This window comes from Flavobacterium sp. B330r, from assembly GCF_056824325.1.
Genome location: NZ_CP124860.1, coordinates 3,303,707 through 3,321,620, shown reverse-complemented (window position 1 = coordinate 3,321,620; position 17,914 = coordinate 3,303,707). Strand labels below are relative to the sequence as shown.

At 34.0% G+C, this 17,914-nt stretch carries 12 protein-coding genes; 9 read left to right on the top strand and 3 right to left on the bottom strand.

Translation table 11 applies throughout. The features are described from left to right. Nucleotides 1–95: 95 nt before the first annotated feature. From uvrB to QLQ95_RS14635, 5 genes are all read left to right on the top strand, one after another. Nucleotides 96–2,087: an excinuclease ABC subunit UvrB gene (gene uvrB, locus QLQ95_RS14655; protein WP_250835195.1), complete on the top strand. Its 1,992-nt coding sequence runs from the start codon at nucleotides 96–98 to the stop codon at nucleotides 2,085–2,087. 114 nt (nucleotides 2,088–2,201) lie between these two features. Continuing rightward, the gene (locus QLQ95_RS14650; protein WP_320493917.1) at nucleotides 2,202–3,431 is read left to right on the top strand and encodes a hypothetical protein; all 1,230 of its coding nucleotides are present in this window, start codon (nucleotides 2,202–2,204) and stop codon (nucleotides 3,429–3,431) included. A 41-nt stretch (nucleotides 3,432–3,472) separates the two neighbouring features. After that, entirely contained in the window at nucleotides 3,473–4,483 is a 1,011-nt protein-coding gene (locus QLQ95_RS14645; protein WP_095931357.1) for a dipeptide epimerase, read from the top strand. Nucleotide 4,484: 1 nt separating this feature from the next. Beyond that, nucleotides 4,485–5,519, top strand: coding sequence for an aminotransferase class I/II-fold pyridoxal phosphate-dependent enzyme (locus tag QLQ95_RS14640; protein WP_482500383.1), 1,035 nt, complete (start codon nucleotides 4,485–4,487; stop codon nucleotides 5,517–5,519). A gap of 36 nt (nucleotides 5,520–5,555) precedes the next feature. Beyond that, nucleotides 5,556–6,023: a DUF1456 family protein gene (locus QLQ95_RS14635; protein ID WP_320493915.1), complete on the top strand. Its 468-nt coding sequence runs from the start codon at nucleotides 5,556–5,558 to the stop codon at nucleotides 6,021–6,023. Between the two features lie 135 nt (nucleotides 6,024–6,158). Here QLQ95_RS14635 and QLQ95_RS14630 read toward each other — a convergent pair whose 3' ends face one another. Together QLQ95_RS14630 and QLQ95_RS14625 are read right to left on the bottom strand one after the other, a co-directional pair. Continuing rightward, complete coding sequence (locus QLQ95_RS14630; RefSeq protein WP_379797477.1) at nucleotides 6,159–6,872, bottom strand: LytR/AlgR family response regulator transcription factor; 714 nt, start codon at nucleotides 6,870–6,872, stop codon at nucleotides 6,159–6,161. A 3-nt stretch (nucleotides 6,873–6,875) separates the two neighbouring features. Continuing rightward, nucleotides 6,876–7,916 carry a sensor histidine kinase gene (locus QLQ95_RS14625; protein WP_427872575.1) on the bottom strand — a complete coding sequence of 347 codons (1,041 nt, stop codon included), beginning with the start codon at nucleotides 7,914–7,916 and terminating at the stop codon, nucleotides 6,876–6,878. 221 nt (nucleotides 7,917–8,137) lie between these two features. Between QLQ95_RS14625 and QLQ95_RS14620 the strand changes: the two genes are divergently transcribed. Further along, nucleotides 8,138–8,935 (top strand): DUF5694 domain-containing protein, encoded by a 798-nt coding sequence (locus QLQ95_RS14620; protein ID WP_095931352.1) that lies wholly within the window; start codon nucleotides 8,138–8,140, stop codon nucleotides 8,933–8,935. Nucleotides 8,936–9,017: 82 nt separating this feature from the next. Next, nucleotides 9,018–9,815, top strand: a complete 798-nt coding sequence (locus QLQ95_RS14615) for a DUF5694 domain-containing protein (protein ID WP_095931351.1) — start codon at nucleotides 9,018–9,020, stop codon at nucleotides 9,813–9,815. A 270-nt stretch (nucleotides 9,816–10,085) separates the two neighbouring features. On the opposite strand, the gene sucC is transcribed toward QLQ95_RS14615, so the two are convergent. Then, a complete protein-coding gene (gene sucC, locus QLQ95_RS14610) occupies nucleotides 10,086–11,279 on the bottom strand; it encodes an ADP-forming succinate--CoA ligase subunit beta (RefSeq protein WP_095931350.1) in 1,194 nt (397 codons plus the stop codon). A 416-nt stretch (nucleotides 11,280–11,695) separates the two neighbouring features. On the opposite strand from sucC, the gene gltB reads away from it, so the two are divergent. After that, nucleotides 11,696–16,213, top strand: a complete 4,518-nt coding sequence (gene gltB / locus QLQ95_RS14605) for a glutamate synthase large subunit (RefSeq protein ID WP_320493911.1) — start codon at nucleotides 11,696–11,698, stop codon at nucleotides 16,211–16,213. Between the two features lie 131 nt (nucleotides 16,214–16,344). Further along, nucleotides 16,345–17,799, top strand: a complete 1,455-nt coding sequence (locus tag QLQ95_RS14600; RefSeq protein WP_012024227.1) for a glutamate synthase subunit beta — start codon at nucleotides 16,345–16,347, stop codon at nucleotides 17,797–17,799. Nucleotides 17,800–17,914: the final 115 nt, after the last annotated feature.

The window sequence follows — 17,914 nt, the reverse complement described above, 5'->3', positions numbered from 1 at the left end:
AATTAGTGCAAATTAGTACAATTCGGGACAGACTTTAAACTACTTACTTACACAAACTTTGTATCTTTACAAAACCAAATTTTCAGTATACGCAAATGAAATTTCAAGTTTCTTCAGAATATAGTCCAAAAGGAGATCAGCCACAAGCCATACAAAAGTTGGCACAAGGCGTGGTTGACGGAGATAAATACCAAACATTATTAGGAGTTACCGGTTCCGGAAAAACGTTTACTGTTGCCAATGTTATTCAGGAAGTGCAAAGACCCACTTTGGTTTTGGCGCACAACAAAACTTTAGCAGCGCAATTGTATTCGGAGTTCAAACAGTTTTTTCCAAACAATGCGGTGGAGTACTTCGTTTCTTATTACGACTATTATCAGCCAGAAGCTTTTATGCCCGTAACTGGAGTTTTCATTGAAAAAGATTTATCTATCAATGAAGAATTGGAGAAAATGCGTTTAAGCACCACTTCTTCCCTACTTTCAGGAAGACGTGACGTTTTGGTTGTAGCTTCTGTTTCTTGTCTATATGGTATCGGAAACCCTGTTGAATTTCAGAAAAACGTAATTGAAATTAAACGTGATCAGGTTATTTCGAGAACTAAATTATTGCATAGTTTAGTTCAGAGTTTATATGCCAGAACTGAAGCCGATTTTAATCCTGGAACTTTCAGAATTAAAGGAGATACGGTCGAAGTTTATCCAAGTTATGCAGATGATGCATATCGAATTCATTTTTTTGGAGATGAAATTGAAGAAATCGAAGCATTTGATGCGAAAACTTCTCAAGTTATAGAAAAATTCCAAAGATTAACGATTTATCCTGCCAATATGTTTGTGACTTCTCCAGAAGTTTTACAAGGTGCGATTTGGCAAATTCAGCAGGATTTAGTGAAACAAGTAGATTATTTCAAAGAAATTGGAAAACATCTTGAAGCGAAACGTTTGGAAGAAAGAACCAATTTCGATTTAGAAATGATTCGCGAATTAGGATATTGTTCTGGAATTGAAAATTACTCAAGATATCTTGACGGACGTGAAGCAGGAACAAGACCTTTCTGCTTGTTAGATTATTTCCCAAGTGATTATTTAATGGTTGTTGATGAAAGTCACGTAACCGTTTCGCAAGTTCATGCCATGTACGGAGGTGACCGAAGCCGAAAAGAAAACTTGGTCGAATATGGTTTCCGTCTTCCTGCAGCAATGGACAACCGACCTTTGAAATTTGAAGAATTTGAAGCGTTGCAAAATCAGGTAATTTATGTTTCTGCAACTCCTGCAGATTACGAATTGCAAAAATCGGATGGTATTTATGTTGAGCAAATTATTCGCCCGACTGGATTATTAGACCCTGAAATTGAAGTTCGTCCAAGCTTAAATCAGATTGATGACTTGATTGAAGAAATTCAGGTTCGTTGTGAATTAGACGAAAGAGTTCTCGTTACGACTTTAACCAAAAGAATGGCCGAAGAATTGGCCAAATACCTAACAAAAGTAAGCATTCGATGCCGCTACATACATTCTGAAGTTGATACTTTAGAACGTATCGAAATCATGCAAGACTTGCGAAAAGGTATTTTTGATGTTCTTATTGGAGTAAACTTACTTCGTGAAGGTTTAGATTTACCAGAGGTTTCTCTTGTTGCCATTTTAGATGCCGACAAAGAAGGTTTCTTGCGTAACCATAGATCTTTAACACAAACTATTGGTCGTGCAGCGAGAAACTTAAATGGTAAAGCAATTATGTATGCTGATAAAATTACAGCGAGTATGCAGCGAACAATTGACGAAACCAATTACAGAAGAACCAAACAGATTAATTACAACGTAGAAAATAATATAACTCCTCAAGCTCTAAACAAGAAAATCGAAAGCGCTTTCACCAAAAACCCATTGGTAGAATATGAATTAGGTCATCCAATTCCTGTTGCTGCTGAGCCAGAAACTGCCTATTTATCTAAAGCTGAATTGGAAAAAATGATTCGTGAAAAGCGTAAAACAATGGAAAAAGCGGCAAAAGAACTAGACTTTTTGCAAGCCGCAAAGCTTCGTGACGAAATTAAAAAATTACAGGAACAGCTGCCTTAAAAAACTTTATTTCAAAACAATTAAACCTATAATAAAGAAATTCATTTTTTAAAAATTAAACAATCTAATCTTTTTAAAATTCATTAGATTTATCAAAAATTTTTAAATTCTAGAATGAAATATTATTTACTCTTTTTTGTTTTTTTAATTTTTAATGGCGTATCAACAGCACAATCAAATAAAAGTGATTTTTGGAATGAAGAATTAGAAAATTCATCCGACCTTATAAAACCTAATACTCTTTCCACTCATCCATTTGGTATTTATATATCAAGATTAAACCACAATTTCAACGTTCGCTCGACTGATAAATATTCATTCGCATTTGAAGTCTCAAGTGGAAACGTAGTGCTTCCTTATGTAAAATCATATGAATTGACTGATCCTAATGACCGCGAAATTTCCAAAAACCAGCCCTGGCATACGCGCGAATTTTCATTTGATTTAGATAAAGTGCCATCCAAAATTAAAGAATTTGAAGCCGATGGCGTTATTCGATCGTATCGCTTTAATTTTACCTTACCACTTACAGTTAATCACGAATTGAGTTTCAGCCTTCGAGCTAACTCGCTCGATCGAGGTAAATATCCGTATTCTATTTTTACTTCAGATGAATCAATCGAATGGTTTCATCGCAATATTGCAGGCGGAAAAGATCCTTTTTCTAGATACCATTATGGTATAAACCAAGCTGGAATAGCTTATAAAGATGAAAATAATAAGGTCTTAACAATGGATAACAACGACTTTCTAATTTCCGGGCTTGATATAAATTATACGTATTACCCTAAATTAGAGATGAATGAAAAACATCATATTTACTTAAATTTTGGCGCTCAGCTGGGTATTAATACTTCTAAATATAATCCTGCTTCAGATTTCGGAATTTCTTCTTCTATCTTAAAAAAAATGATCATTAAGGATAAAAATATTCTAAGTTTCGGATTAAGTTTAGGCGTTTTACGTCAGCACATTTTTGAATATGGAGATGGCGTAAATCTTAGCAATCAAGATTTTTTATGCAGTTTTGAAGGTCTTATTAATTACAAAGTAAAACTTAAAAACAACAATCGAATTTCATACGGTATTAATTATAATTTCCAGAATTCTTACAACAAGAAAAAAGATATGGATTATATTGTTCTAACGGGCCAAAGAATAAATACGCACTGGCAAAAGACCATATCTCATTTGTATGAGGATTTAGAAGGATGGAGTGCAATTTGTACTTATTCTACGAAGCGATTTTCTTATTTTGTGTATCTTCGGGAAGATTTAAATCTAGATAATGCACCAGATTTACAAACAGGCATTGGTATAAAAATGTCAATCAAAAAGAGTTAGAATTCTATTTTTTAAACAGAAACACAAAACAAGGATTAGCCATGAAACTAATTTTAAGAGAATACAATCTAAAACTAAAACACACTTTTACGATTTCTAGAGAATCTATAGATTTTCAGCCTTCCTTAATTGTAGAATTACAAAGTGATGGTTTTTCTGGTTTTGGAGAAGCTACTTCAAATCCATATTATCATATTACGGTTCCAATGATGATCGCTGATTTGGAGAAAATTAGATCGATTATTGAAAACACAGAAAATGAAACTCCAGAAGTTTTTTGGTCAAAAATTCATCCGTATTTAAAAGAGGATATGTTTGCTTTATGCGCTTTAGATTTAGCTTATAATGATTTGTATGCTCGTAAAAAAGGAAAGAAATTATACGAATTATGGAATTACAAAACCGATCATAATCCGTTGACTGATTATACGATTGGAATTGATACGATTGAAAAAATGGTTTTTAAAATGCAAGAACTGCCTTGGCCTATTTATAAAATTAAATTGGGAACAAAGGAAGATATTGCTATTGTAAAAGAACTTAGAAAACATACCAATGCCATTTTTAGAATTGATGCCAATTGTGGATGGACGGTTGACGAAACCATCAATAATGCGGCCGAATTAAAAAAATTGGGTGTTGAATTTCTAGAACAGCCAATGAAGGCTGATAATTGGGAAGGCCACAAAGAAGTCTTCAAACATTCTGTCCTTCCTGTAATTGCTGACGAAAGCTGTATTATTGAAGAAGATGTGGCGAAATGTTTTAACCATTTTCATGGCGTAAATGTAAAACTCGTAAAATGCGGCGGACTAACCCCAGGAAAACGCATGATCGAAGAAGCCAAAAAACTAGGTTTAAAAACAATGGTGGGCTGTATGACCGAATCTACTGTAGGTATTTCTGCTATTGCACATTTGCTTCCTCAATTGGATTATGTTGATATGGACGGCGCCTTGCTTTTGTCTGAAGACATTGCAACTGGTGTAACAATTGAAGACGGTGTGGTCAATTATTCAAATCTTAACGGAACAGGAGTTACATTGCTGTAAAATGATAGTCGAAAAATTTCCAGATCGAATCATTGAAATTGACCAAAAACAATATCTGTATTTTGGAGGAACTGCCTATTTGGGACTTCCAACAAACAAGAAATTTCAAGATTTAGTAGTTCAAAACATTTTAAAATGGGGAACAACTTACGGAAGCTCGAGAACTGCAAACATTAAATTGAGCGCTTATACTGCGGGCGAAAATTTTTTAATTCAACATATTGGTTCTGAAGATACTGTAACCGTTTCTTCTGGAATGTTGGCTGGAAAATTGGTTCTAGAAAAATTGAAAAAGCAAACCGATTGCTTTTATCATTTAAACGACATTCATTCGGCTATTCAAATTGAGAATAGTTTTCCTGTTTTTATAAATGAAAAATTGAATGAGCACTTATTAGATCCTAAATCAGAAAAAATAACCATTTTGACCGATGGCGTTCCTTCCTTCCAAACCAAACCTGTTGATTTATCTTTCTTAAAACAGATTTCAAACCATAAAGAAATTACCTTGGTTGTTGATGAATCGCATTCGTTGGGAATTATTGGCAAAAATGGTTCTGGAATCTATTCCTCAATTGATTTTCCAATTAAAAGAAAAATCCTGGTTTCGTCTCTAGGAAAAGCTTTCGGATTAACTGGCGGAGTGATTGCTTCAGATTCGGAATTCATCAAAGAAATAAAAGAAATTGAAACTTTTACAAGCGCTGCAGGAATGAATCCCGCTTTTGTACAAACGCTTTCTGATGCTTCTGAAATTTATAAATTACAGCATCAAAAACTGAAAGATAATTTGAGCTATATCGATTCGATTTTAATTAAAAATAAGAACGTTAAGTTTGATGCAGAATATCCTTTAATTTACTTATTACCAAAAGAATTAATTAGCCAATTAAAAATCGAAAATATAATTATTGCCAGTTTCAAATATACTAAAGAAGCTGAACCGCTTAATCGCATTGTAGTAACCGCAAATCACACAAAAGAAGATTTAGATAAATTGATTGGCGTTTTAAATGAATTTAATTCTCAATTTTAATCATTTTAAAAAACTACCTTTGTAAAAAATAAAACAATGACGAATAACGATATACTTAAAAAACTTCGCGTGGCTTTGATGCTCCGTGATGACCAAATAGTTGAAATTTTAGAATTGGTAGATTTTAGAATTACAAAATCAGAATTGGGTGCTTTTTTTAGAGCAGAAGATCATCCAAATTACATGGAATGTGGCGATCAGGTTTTAAGAAACTTCCTAAACGGATTGGTTATTCATTTAAGAGGAACTAAAGAAAATCCTAAAAATCCTAATGATGTTTTAGCAAAACATAAATCTGAAATTCCGAAGAAAGAAACTTCTAAAGAAAGACCAGAATTTAAAGCAACTCCAAAAGATTCAGAAAAATATAGAGGAGATCAAAGTTCTTCAAAGTCAGGTTCATCAGCTGGAAAACCTAAAAAGAAAGCATTCCCAAAAGGAAATGGAAAACCTGTTGTGGTAGAAAAAGTGGTTTTCAAAAACGGCAATAAGAAAAAATCGTAATTGAGGATTTAACCGCTAAGAACGCTAAGATTTACGCAAAGTTCGCAAAGTTTTATTCACAAAGCTTTGCGAACTTTGCGTTTGTATTCACAATACTTAGTCAAAAATCCTTGCGCACTTTGCGGTTAAAAAAAATTAAATTTTATTCTCTTCTATTTTATCAAAAAAAGCATCTTTAAAAGTAGCTCCAATTGGCAATTCTTTTCCATTTATAAAAACCGAAAAATTATCTGTCGATTCTATATGCTGCAATGAAACCACATACGATTTATGGATTTGAATAAAATCTTTTTCTGGTAATGATTCAATAACATTTTTTAATGACGAATGTGTAATAATCTGTTGCTTTACAGTATGAATACAAACATAATTCTGTAAACTTTCTACGTATAAAACTTCGTTCAAAAATACTTTCTGAAATTTATTTTTCCCATCTGTTTTTATAAATAAAAAATCTGGCGCATTATTATTATTGACACTCGAAACTTCTATTTTCGGTTCAGAGTTTAATTTAGAAACAGCTTGATAAAAACGTTCAAATGCAATTGGTTTTAATAAATAATCGACTGCATTTAATTCAAATCCTTCTAAAGCAAAATCTGGATAAGCCGTTGTAAAAATGACTTTTATATCTTTAGAAATAATTTTAGAAATCTGTAAACCTGTTAATTGAGGCATTTGAATATCTAGAAAAATAACATCTACAGATTGTGAGTTTAGAAATTCTAATGCTTTTAACGAATCATTAAAAACGCCAACCTTCTCCAGAAAATTCACTTTTCCGATGTAATTTTCCAATATTCTAGTTGCAGGCGGTTCGTCGTCGACAATTATGCATTTAAAAGTCATAAATTATTTCTTTAGCGGTATTTTTAAGTAAGTTTTAAAGGTATTATTTTCTTCTGTTTTTTCCAGAATAAATTGGCCTTTATAGGTGTATTCCAGCCTTTTTGTCAAATTATCAAAACCAATTCCTGTTGAAGAATAATTTTCTCCTTCAATGAAATAATTGAAAGTTGAAATTTCTAGAAAATCGTCCTTTATTCGAATTGAAATAATGGCTTTTTCGTCTTCATTATTAAATTTTCCATGCTTGAAAACATTCTCAACAAAGTGAACCAAAGCCGAGGAAATGATTTTTTCGTTTGAATAATTTCCCTCAACCGAAAAATCTAAAAACAACTGATCTTCAAATCTTTTCTTTTGCAAATGAATATAGTTTTGAATGAATTGAATTTCTTTTGAGAGTATCGCTTCATCTTTGTCTGTTTCTGTAATAACATATCGAAGTAAATCAGAAAGAACCAAAATATCATCAGCCATTTCATCTTCTTTTAAAACCAACTGGCTATAAAAAGAATTCAGCGTATTAAACAAAAAATGCGGACTAACCTGTGCTTTCAGCATTTGAAACTCTGCTTTTTTATTCTCCAGAAGCAATTCCTGATTTTGATGTTGCGTAGTATGAAACTGCCAAAATAAAAAAGTCAGTGCGCTTAAAAGTACAGCTGGCAATCCGAAGAAAAAATTGTCTTTTATGTAATAACCTATTTCTCTAGCTTCTTCATAGTAGTTGTGCATTCCGGTAATATTAAACATAACCACTTCTTGCAAAAAATAGCGAACAGCCGCAAAAAGCAATAGCGAAACTGGAATTGTCAGAATATAAAAAACTAATTTCTTCCTGTTTAAAAACCATTCACAGAAGTAATAAAAATTAAGAATGTAAATACAAAATATTGCTAACAAATGAGTTGGCGTAATTCCATAACATATTGCTTTTATTACAATTTCTATTTTTTGATCATTAAGTCCAATATCCCAGAAAATATACGTTAGAAATAATAATAAGAAAAAGACAATGTGATAGTAAAAAGGGATTCTTGATTTCATAGTTTTATGATAATTAGCTCAAAAATACAATTAAGCCTGCAATCGAAAATGACATTTATTTAAAACATGCTTTTTTAGGGATGAACTATCAAAAACTTTACATGAAATTATTAAACTGCAAATTTCATGTGTTTATAAAATGAAATTCTATGTTCATCAAAAACAAAAAATAGAGGTCAAAAGAGGGAATACATTTGTCATGAATTTAAAAACAAAACGTCATGCACAAAATCATTTTATTACTCGCAATTATTACATTAAACTTAACTTCTGCTCAAACTAAGAAAAAACAAATTTTATTAATTGGAACTTTTCATTACGCCAATCCTGGTCATGATGTTGCCAAAATAAAAACTTTTAATGTAATGTCTGATAAAAGCCAAAAAGAGCTCGAAATTATGAGTGACAAAATCAAGAAATTTGGTCCAGACAAAATATTTGTAGAATGGAAATTTAGCAAACAAGCTGAGCTAGACAAGTATTACAATAAAAACACCGACAGTTTACTTAAAAAAGATCTAAATGAAATTACTCAATTAGCATTACGTACTGCTAAAAAACTGAATCATAAAAAGATGTACGGGATTGATTATCGTACCCGTTTTCCTTATGATAGCTTGATGATGTCAATGGAAAAAGCAAATCAGAAGGATTTAATGAAAAAAAACACGGAGTCAACAGAAATGTTTGTAAAAGATAATAACGAAAGAATGGCTAAAAGCTCTTTAACAGATCTTATGCTTTACTACAATGAAAAAGCGTCTAATGAAGATAACATCCAATGGTATTTAGAAGTAGCAAACAGAACTGGAAATCCAGATGACTTTACTGGTGCTTCTTTAGTTTCAAATTGGTACAAAAGAAACTTATACATGTATTCTTTAGTTCAGAAATTAACCGAAAGCTCAGATAATAAAATCATGGTTTTACTTGGAGCCGGACACGCTGCAATGCTAAGAGAATTTCTAGCACATGATCCAGAATTTGAAATCGTAGAATTATCGACTGTTTTGAAATAATACTTTTTTAACCATATTATTAAACTTTGCGTAGACTGCAGTGTGCCTCTACGATATACATTATCCATAAAAACAAAAAATCATGCAAAAAATTATTCTATTACTAGCTCTTATAACATTTAACATGGCATCTGCTCAAACTAAGAAAAAGCAGATTCTATTGGTTGGAACATTTCATTACGCCAACCCTGGTCTTGACGTTGCTCAATTAAACAGTTTTGATATCTTGTCTGAGAAAAGCCAAAAAGAACTCGAAATAATGAGTGACAAAATCAAAAAATTTGGCCCAGATAAAATATTTGTAGAATGGGAATTTAACGAGCAAGCCGATTTAGATAAGTTTTACAATAAAAACACCGACAGTCTTTTTAAAACTAACAAAAACGAAATAACACAACTGGCACTCCGTACGGCTAAAAAACTGAATCATAAAAAATTATACGGAATGAATCTCTATACTTCTTTTCCATATGACAGTTTACTGATGTCAATGGAAAAAGCAAACCAACAGGATTTATTGAAAAGAAATAATGAGTGGAAAAAAAGAAATGAAAAAGATCATAATGAAAGAATAACAAAAAGCTCGTTACAAGAACTCATGCTGCATTACAATAAAAAAGAAACCGAAAATAAAAACATCCAATGGTATTTGGAAGTAGCAAATAGAGCTGGAAATCCAGATGATTTTACGGGACCGTCTTTAGTTTCAAATTGGTACAAAAGAAATTTATATATGTATTCTTTAATTCAGAAACTAACTGAAAGCACAGATAACAAAATAATGGTTTTAGTTGGCGCTGGTCATGCTGCATTGATAAGAGAATTTATAACCCATGATCCAGAATTTGAACTTGTAGAACTATCTACAGTTTTGAAATAAACTTGATGATTTAACCGCAAAGAGCGCAAAGAATTACGCAAAGTTCGCAAAGTTTTTTTTTAGCCACGAATTCACGAATTTTATTTTTTTACAATCTTTGAAAATAATTCGTGAATTCGTGGCTATTTTCAACATACAGCTTTGCGAACTTTGCGTTTGTATTCATAGTCCTTGGCAAAAAACCTTGCTAACTTTGCGGTTAAATAGACTCCAAAAAAAATCCCTCCGAAGCACGGAGGGATTTTCTATATAAATTGATTTCTTATTTAATTAAGAAAGAGCAGCTTTAACTTGGTCAGCAGCTTCTTGGAATTGAACTGCAGATAAGATTGGCATACCAGAGTTGTCAATTAATTCTTTTGCAATTTCAGCATTTGTTCCTTGCAAACGAACGATAATTGGCACTTTAATAGCGTCTCCCATGTTTTTGTAAGCGTCAACAACACCTTGAGCAACACGGTCACAACGAACGATTCCTCCGAAGATGTTAATTAAGATAGCTTTTACGTTTGGATCTTTCAAGATAATTCTGAAAGCTGTTTCAACACGTTTTGCATCAGCAGTTCCTCCTACGTCAAGGAAGTTAGCAGGCTCAAAACCAGCATATTTAATTAAATCCATAGTTGCCATTGCAAGACCAGCTCCGTTTACCATACATCCTACAGTACCGTCAAGGTCAACATAGTTAAGACCAACTTCTTTAGCTTCAACTTCGATTGGATTCTCCTCACGGATATCTCTCATTTCAGCATATTTAGGTTGTCTGTATAAAGCGTTATCGTCGATGTTAACTTTAGCATCAACAGCTAAGATTTTGTTATCAGAAGTTTTTAAAACTGGGTTGATTTCAAACATAGAAGCATCAGAACCAATGTAAGCATTGTAAAGTGCATCGATGAATTTAACCATTTCTTTGAAAGCATTTCCAGAAAGACCTAAGTTGAAGGCAATTCTTCTAGCTTGGAAACCTTGTAATCCAACAGATGGATCTATTTCTTCAGTAAAGATTAAGTGTGGAGTATGCTCAGCAACTTCTTCGATATCCATTCCACCTTCAGTAGAATACATAATCATGTTGCGTCCTGTACCTCTATTCAATAAAACAGAAACATAGAATTCAGAAGTTTCGCTTTCACCTGGATAGTAAACATCTTCTGCAACTAATATTTTGTTTACTTTTTTACCTTCAGGCGGAGTCTGAGGTGTAATCAACTGCATTCCGATGATTTGTTCTGCTAACTCTTCAACTTGTTGTAAGTTTTTTGCCAGCTTAACTCCACCACCTTTTCCACGACCACCTGCGTGAATTTGTGCTTTTATTACATGCCATCCTGTACCAGTTTCGGCAGTTAATTGTTTTGCAGCAGCTACAGCTTCAACCGCATTGTTAGCCACAATTCCGCGTTGTACGCGTACTCCGTAACTCGCTAAAATTTCTTTTCCTTGATATTCGTGTATGTTCATAATATAGAATTTGTCTGGTTCTGAATTTATTTCAGAATAAAAGTGCGACAAAAGTAACAAAATACAACTTAATAGTAAAATCTTTTTCAATTAAATAAATGTTATATATAGGTATTAGGCGTTGATAATTTTTCAAAGCAAACAAATCGTTAACGGAACAATTTGTTAATGTTAACACAATTCGCATAAAACGTTTGATATTTAACAAAAAATTCATTGGTTTTATTGGCCTACCGACGATTTTTCCTAATATATTTTAAGAGTAATTATATTTTTAGCAATTCGGGATGGTTTATATCATAATATTAATAATTAAGAATGCTTTTTCTAATATTACAGCAAAAATGAAAGCAAAAGCACTAATTCACTACATTATGTTTAACGAAATCTTTATTTTTGTAAAAAAAATATCAAGAATGAGAGTTAAAGAACAAGGGCTTTATCTGCCTGAATTTGAACACGACAATTGTGGTGCAGGATTTATTTGTAATTTGAATGGTATTAAGTCAAATGATATTATTCACAAAGCATTAGACATCTTAATTAAATTAGAACATCGTGGTGCCGTTAGTTCTGATGGAAGAACTGGTGACGGAGCCGGAATTTTATTCGACATTCCTCATGATTTTTTTAAGAAAGTTTGTGACTTTGAAATCCCAGAAGCGCGTGAGTATGCAGTAGGAATGGTTTTTTTACCAAAAAGCAAAAACCAAGTTTCTTTTTGTATCAATGCCTTTGAAGCAACAATCAAAGACCAAAACTTAAAAGTTTTAGGTTGGAGAGATGTACCCGTTGACGTTGAAAATCTAGGTGAAATTGCCGCAGAAAAAGAACCAACTGTTAAACAAGTTTTCGTTTCTAAAAACGGACAGGATTTAACTGAACAAGAATTTAATGCAAAACTTTTTGCAGCTAGAAAAATTGCTGAACATGCCGTAAGAGGATCAAAAACTTCTGAAAGCCACATGTTTTATTTTACTAGTTTATCGACAACTACTATAATATATAAAGGTCTATTGATGCCAGAAGACATCAGCCGTTATTATATAGATTTGAAAGATCCAGACTTGGTGACTCGTTTAGCACTTGTACACCAGCGTTTCTCTACAAATACATTCCCATCTTGGGACTTAGCTCAACCGTTTAGATACATGTGTCACAATGGTGAGATCAATACACTTCGTGGAAACGTAAGCCGTATGCGTGCTCGTGAAGAGCTTATGCAAAGCAAAGTTTTTGGCGATGATATCAAAAAACTATTCCCAATTATCTTAGAAGGAAAATCAGATTCTGCTTCTATGGATATGGTAATTGAACTTTTATTAATGACAGGTCGTTCATTGCCAGAGGCAATGATGATGGTTGTTCCTGAAGCTTGGGAAAAACACCAGACAATGTCTGAGGAGAAAAAAGCATTCTACGAGTTCAACGCTTGTATCATGGAGCCTTGGGATGGTCCTGCTTCTATTCCGTTTACAGATGGTAACGTAATTGGTGCTTTACTAGACAGAAACGGATTGCGTCCTTCTCGTTATACATTAACGAAAAGCGGATTCGTAATTATGTCATCTGAAATTGGTGTATTAGACATTGATCCAGAAGATGTAATTCAGCACGGACGTTTGGAGCCTGGAAAAATGTTCTTAGTTGATATGAATGAAGGACGTATCATCGAAGACGAAGAAGTTAAAAAAGCGATCGTTACAAAACGTCCATACAAACAATGGGTTGATGAAAACTTATTGCCATTGGCTAGCGTTCCTTATACAAACAACCCTACTCCTGTTGAAAAATTAGATTTCTTAACAAGACAGCGTTTGTTTGGTTATACTATTGAAGATTTAAAAACAATCATTAACCCAATGGGTAGCGACGGAGCTGAAGCAATTAGTTCTATGGGTAACGATACACCTTTGGCTGTTTTATCTGATCAGCCACAGTTGTTGTACAATTACTTCAAACAATTGTTTGCTCAGGTTACAAACCCGCCGTTGGATGGTATTCGTGAAGAAATCATTACTGATATTAGTTTAGCGATTGGTGGAGATTTCAATATTTTCGAAATTGAATCTAAACAATGCAAAAAATTAAAAATCCAAAATCCAGTTGTTTCTAATGAGGATTTGGATAAAATTAGAAATATAGATCACCCAGATTTCAAATCGGCTACTATTTCTACTTTATACAAAATAGAAAAAGGAGTTAACGGTTTAGAAAGAGCTCTTGAAAAATGTGTTCAGGCAACTTTTAAAGCAGTTGAAGAAGGATGCAACATCATTATCTTATCGGATAGAGGTGTAAGTGAAGAATTAGCTCCAATTCCAATGTTATTGGCTTGTTCTTACATTCACCACTCCTTAAACATTTTACAGGTTCGTTCTAAATTCGGAATCATCATCGAATCTGCAGAACCAAGAGAACCTCATCATTTTGCTTTATTGTTCGGTTACGGTGCAAGTGCAATCAATCCTTACATGGTAAACGAAATCATTCACGATCAGGTTGAAAAAGGTTTTATTACAAAAGTAAAAGCGGATTATGCAGTTGTAAACTACAACAAAGCGATTGCAAAAGGAATCGTAAAAATCATGAACAAAATTGGTATCTCTACTTTACATTCGTACAGAGCTGCTCAGATTTTCGAGATTTTAGGTTTAAACAAAACATTTACCTCTAAATACTTCCCTTACACTCCATCAAGAATTGAAGGAATTGGTTTAATGGAAGTGGAGAAAGAGGTTAAAAAACGTTTCCAAAAAGCTTTCCCAAATTCAAAAGTGGCAAGTTTGCTTTCTCTTGAAATTGGAGGTATTTATAGATGGAGACGTGGTGGCGAAAAACACATGTTTAACCCGACCACTATTTCTAAATTACAACAAGCGGTTCGTTTAAACAGCCCAGAAAGTTATAAAGAATACTCAAACGCCGTTAACGAGCAAAGCTCAAACTTAATGACCATTAGAGGTTTATTTGAATTCAATAATTTAGATCCAATTTCTATTGATGAAGTAGAGCCTTGGACAGAAATTGTAAAGAAATTCAAAACGGGTGCAATGTCTTACGGATCTATTTCTAGAGAAGCACACGAGAATTTAGCGATTGCAATGAACAGAATTGGCGGAAAAAGTAACTCTGGAGAAGGTGGAGAAGACCCAAAACGTTTCCAGAAAGAAATTAACGGAGATTCTAGAAATAGTGCTATCAAACAAGTTGCGTCAGGACGTTTTGGTGTTTCGATCAATTATTTGACAAACGCTAAAGAGATTCAAATCAAAATGGCTCAGGGAGCAAAACCTGGTGAAGGTGGACAGCTACCTGGAGAAAAAGTAGTGCCTTGGATTGCTGAAACTAGAAACTCTACGCCTTATGTAGGTTTGATTTCGCCTCCTCCTCACCACGATATTTACTCAATTGAGGATTTATCTCAGTTGATTTACGATTTGAAAAATGCAAACCGTGAAGCTCGTATTAACGTAAAATTAGTTTCTGAAGTTGGAGTTGGAACCATCGCTGCCGGTGTTGCCAAAGCAAAAGCTGACGTAATCTTAATTTCTGGTTACGACGGAGGAACGGGAGCTGCACCATTAACATCTTTACAGCACACAGGTATTCCGTGGGAACTTGGTTTAGCTGAAGCTCAGCAGACTTTGATCTTAAACGATTTAAGAAGCCGTGTAGTTTTAGAGTGTGACGGACAGTTGAAAACAGGTCGTGACGTGGCGATAGCTGCTTTATTAGGAGCTGAAGAATTCGGTTTCGCAACTGCACCGCTTGTAGCTTCTGGATGTATCATGATGAGAGCTTGTCACTTAAATACTTGCCCAGTTGGTATTGCTACTCAGGATCCTGAATTGAGAAAAAATTTCAAAGGAACTCCAGAGCACGTAATCAACTTCATGTATTTTATTGCTGAAGAGTTAAGAGAAATCATGGCACAGCTAGGTTTCAGAACGTTAAAAGAAATGGTAGGCCAATCACAAAAATTAAATGTGAACAAAGCCATCAAACATTACAAAGCAAATGGTTTAGACTTGTCATCAATTCTATACAAACCGGAAAAAGCAAAAACGCAGCCAAATCATAATACAACAACTCAAGATCACCAACTTGAAAATGTATTGGATTTTGACATCATCAAAGAAGCGATTCCGTCTATCTATAGAAAAGAGAAAACAAGAGTAACCTTTAAAATTAAAAATACAGACCGTTCTGTAGGTGCGATTTTGAGTAACGAAATCTCAAAAATCTACGGCGCACAAGGATTACCTGATGACACTATTTTAGTTGATTTTGAAGGTTCTGCTGGACAAAGTTTTGGTGCTTTTGCAACAAACGGATTGTCATTTAAAATTCACGGAAACTGTAATGATTATTTAGGAAAAGGTCTTTCTGGAGGAAAATTAATTGTAAAAGTACCTCCTACTGCTACTTTCAAACCTGAAGACAATATCATTATTGGAAACGTTGCCCTTTACGGAGCTATTACCGGAGAGGCTTATATTAATGGAATGGCCGGAGAGCGTTTCTGTGTGAGAAATTCTGGAGCAACAGCAGTTGTTGAAGGAATTGGAGATCACGGATGCGAGTACATGACTGGTGGTACAGTAGTAGTTTTAGGAAAAACAGGAAGAAACTTCGCAGCTGGTATGAGCGGTGGTGTGGCTTATGTTTACGATCCAAATAAGAAATTCGATTCTACAGTTTGTAACATGGAAATGGTTGCATTCGATCCGATGGAAGAAGAAGATCTTACGAAACTACGAAAACTGATCAAAAATCATTCATTGTACACAAGCAGTCCATTAGCAAAAAGAATTTTAGCAGACTGGGAAAACCAACAACAGCACTTCGTAAAAGTAATGCCAACTGATTACAAAAAAGCATTACAAAGAATTGCAGAAGAGAAAAAAATAGAAGAATTAATAGCGGGATAAATGATTTTAGAATTCAGATTTTAGATTTTAGATTTATCTACAATGTCTTCCTGAGCGAAGTCGAAGGATGAAATTGGAATTTGGAATTTTAAGAATTGGAATTTTAATCATTTAGATTTAATTAAAATGTCATGGGTAAAATAGGCGGATTTAAAGAATATAACAGAGCCGACGAAAGTAATCTTGCAGTAGCAGAACGTGTTTCAAACTACAACGAATTTACTATTCCGGTACCAAAAGATAAATTAAAAGAACAAGGATCAAGATGTATGGACTGTGGAATTCCTTTTTGCCACAGTGGTTGTCCGTTAGGAAATTTAATTCCTGACTTCAACGACATGGTGCATCAGGAAGAATGGCAAAGCGCATTAGAGATTTTACAATCTACTAATAACTTCCCTGAATTTACAGGACGCTTATGCCCTGCTCCATGCGAGAAATCATGTGTATTAGGAATCATCAAAGATCCGGTTTCTATCGAAAACATCGAAAAAAGCATTGTAGAAAGAGGTTTTGCTGAAGGATGGATCAAACCACAAGCGCCAAAAACAAGAACTGGAAAAACAGTTGCCGTTATTGGTTCAGGACCTGCAGGTCTTGCAGCGGCTCAGCAATTAAACAGAGCGGGTCATACCGTTACTGTTTTCGAAAGAGACAACGCAATTGGAGGTTTATTACGTTACGGAATTCCAAATTTCAAATTAGAAAAAGGAATTATTGATCGTCGTGTAGCAATTCTTGAAGCAGAAGGAATCACTTTCAAAACTAACGTAAACGTTGGTGTAAACTTCAGTGTTGAAGAATTAAACCAATTCGATTCTATCGTTTTATGCGGAGGAGCAACAGAAAGAAGAAGCTTGCCAACTAAAGGAATCGAAAGCAAAGGCGTTGTTCAGGCAATGGATTTCTTAACACAACAGACTAAAGTTTTATACGGAGAATCAATTCCAGATCAAGTTAAAGCAACTGGTAAAGATGTAATCGTTATTGGTGGTGGAGATACTGGTTCTGACTGTATTGGAACTTCAAACAGACACGGAGCTAAATCGGTAACTAACTTTGAGATTTTACCAAAACCTCCAGTTGGAAGAAGCGAGTCAACTCCTTGGCCTTTCTGGCCGTTGCAACTTAAAACATCATCTTCTCACGAAGAAGGTTGTGACAGAAACTGGTTGATCAACACTAAAGAATTCATTTCTAACGATAAAGGCGAATTAACGGGATTAAAAACTGTTGAAGTGCAATGGAAAATGACACCAGGTCAGCGTCCAGAATTAATCGAAAAAGAAGGTTCTGAGAAAATATGGCCTTGCGATTTAGCTTTATTAGCTCTTGGATTTACAGGTCCAGAGAAAACATTAAGCGAGCAATTAGGAATCGAAACTGATATGAGAAGCAACTACAAAGCGCATAACTATCAGACAAACGTGCCTCACATTTTCACTGCTGGTGATATGAGAAGAGGACAATCATTAATCGTGTGGGCTATTTCAGAAGGTCGCGAAGCTGCAAGAGAAGTAGATTTATTCCTTATGGGATCTACAAACTTGCCTACTAAAGGAAAAGGAGATTTACCGAGTTTATAAATCTAAGGTTCTGAGATACTAAGATGCTAAGGTTCTAAGTTTTTTTCTTAGCATTTTATTTAATCTTTTCCGATAAACAACATAACTACTAACAAACCCTTGAATTTATATTCAG

Bases quoted from the DNA above. Each gene is read 5' to 3' on its own strand.
- uvrB (WP_250835195.1), top strand. From the start codon at position 96: ATGAAATTTCAAGTTTCTTCAGAATATAGTCCAAAAGGAGATCAGCCA.
- QLQ95_RS14650 (WP_320493917.1), top strand. From the start codon at position 2,202: ATGAAATATTATTTACTCTTTTTTGTTTTTTTAATTTTTAATGGCGTA.
- QLQ95_RS14645 (WP_095931357.1), top strand. From the start codon at position 3,473: ATGAAACTAATTTTAAGAGAATACAATCTAAAACTAAAACACACTTTT.
- QLQ95_RS14640 (WP_482500383.1), top strand. From the start codon at position 4,485: ATGATAGTCGAAAAATTTCCAGATCGAATCATTGAAATTGACCAAAAA.
- QLQ95_RS14635 (WP_320493915.1), top strand. From the start codon at position 5,556: ATGACGAATAACGATATACTTAAAAAACTTCGCGTGGCTTTGATGCTC.
- QLQ95_RS14630 (WP_379797477.1), bottom strand. From the start codon at position 6,872: ATGACTTTTAAATGCATAATTGTCGACGACGAACCGCCTGCAACTAGA.
- QLQ95_RS14625 (WP_427872575.1), bottom strand. From the start codon at position 7,916: ATGAAATCAAGAATCCCTTTTTACTATCACATTGTCTTTTTCTTATTA.
- QLQ95_RS14620 (WP_095931352.1), top strand. From the start codon at position 8,138: ATGCACAAAATCATTTTATTACTCGCAATTATTACATTAAACTTAACT.
- QLQ95_RS14615 (WP_095931351.1), top strand. From the start codon at position 9,018: ATGCAAAAAATTATTCTATTACTAGCTCTTATAACATTTAACATGGCA.
- sucC (WP_095931350.1), bottom strand. From the start codon at position 11,279: ATGAACATACACGAATATCAAGGAAAAGAAATTTTAGCGAGTTACGGA.
- gltB (WP_320493911.1), top strand. From the start codon at position 11,696: ATGAGAGTTAAAGAACAAGGGCTTTATCTGCCTGAATTTGAACACGAC.
- QLQ95_RS14600 (WP_012024227.1), top strand. From the start codon at position 16,345: ATGGGTAAAATAGGCGGATTTAAAGAATATAACAGAGCCGACGAAAGT.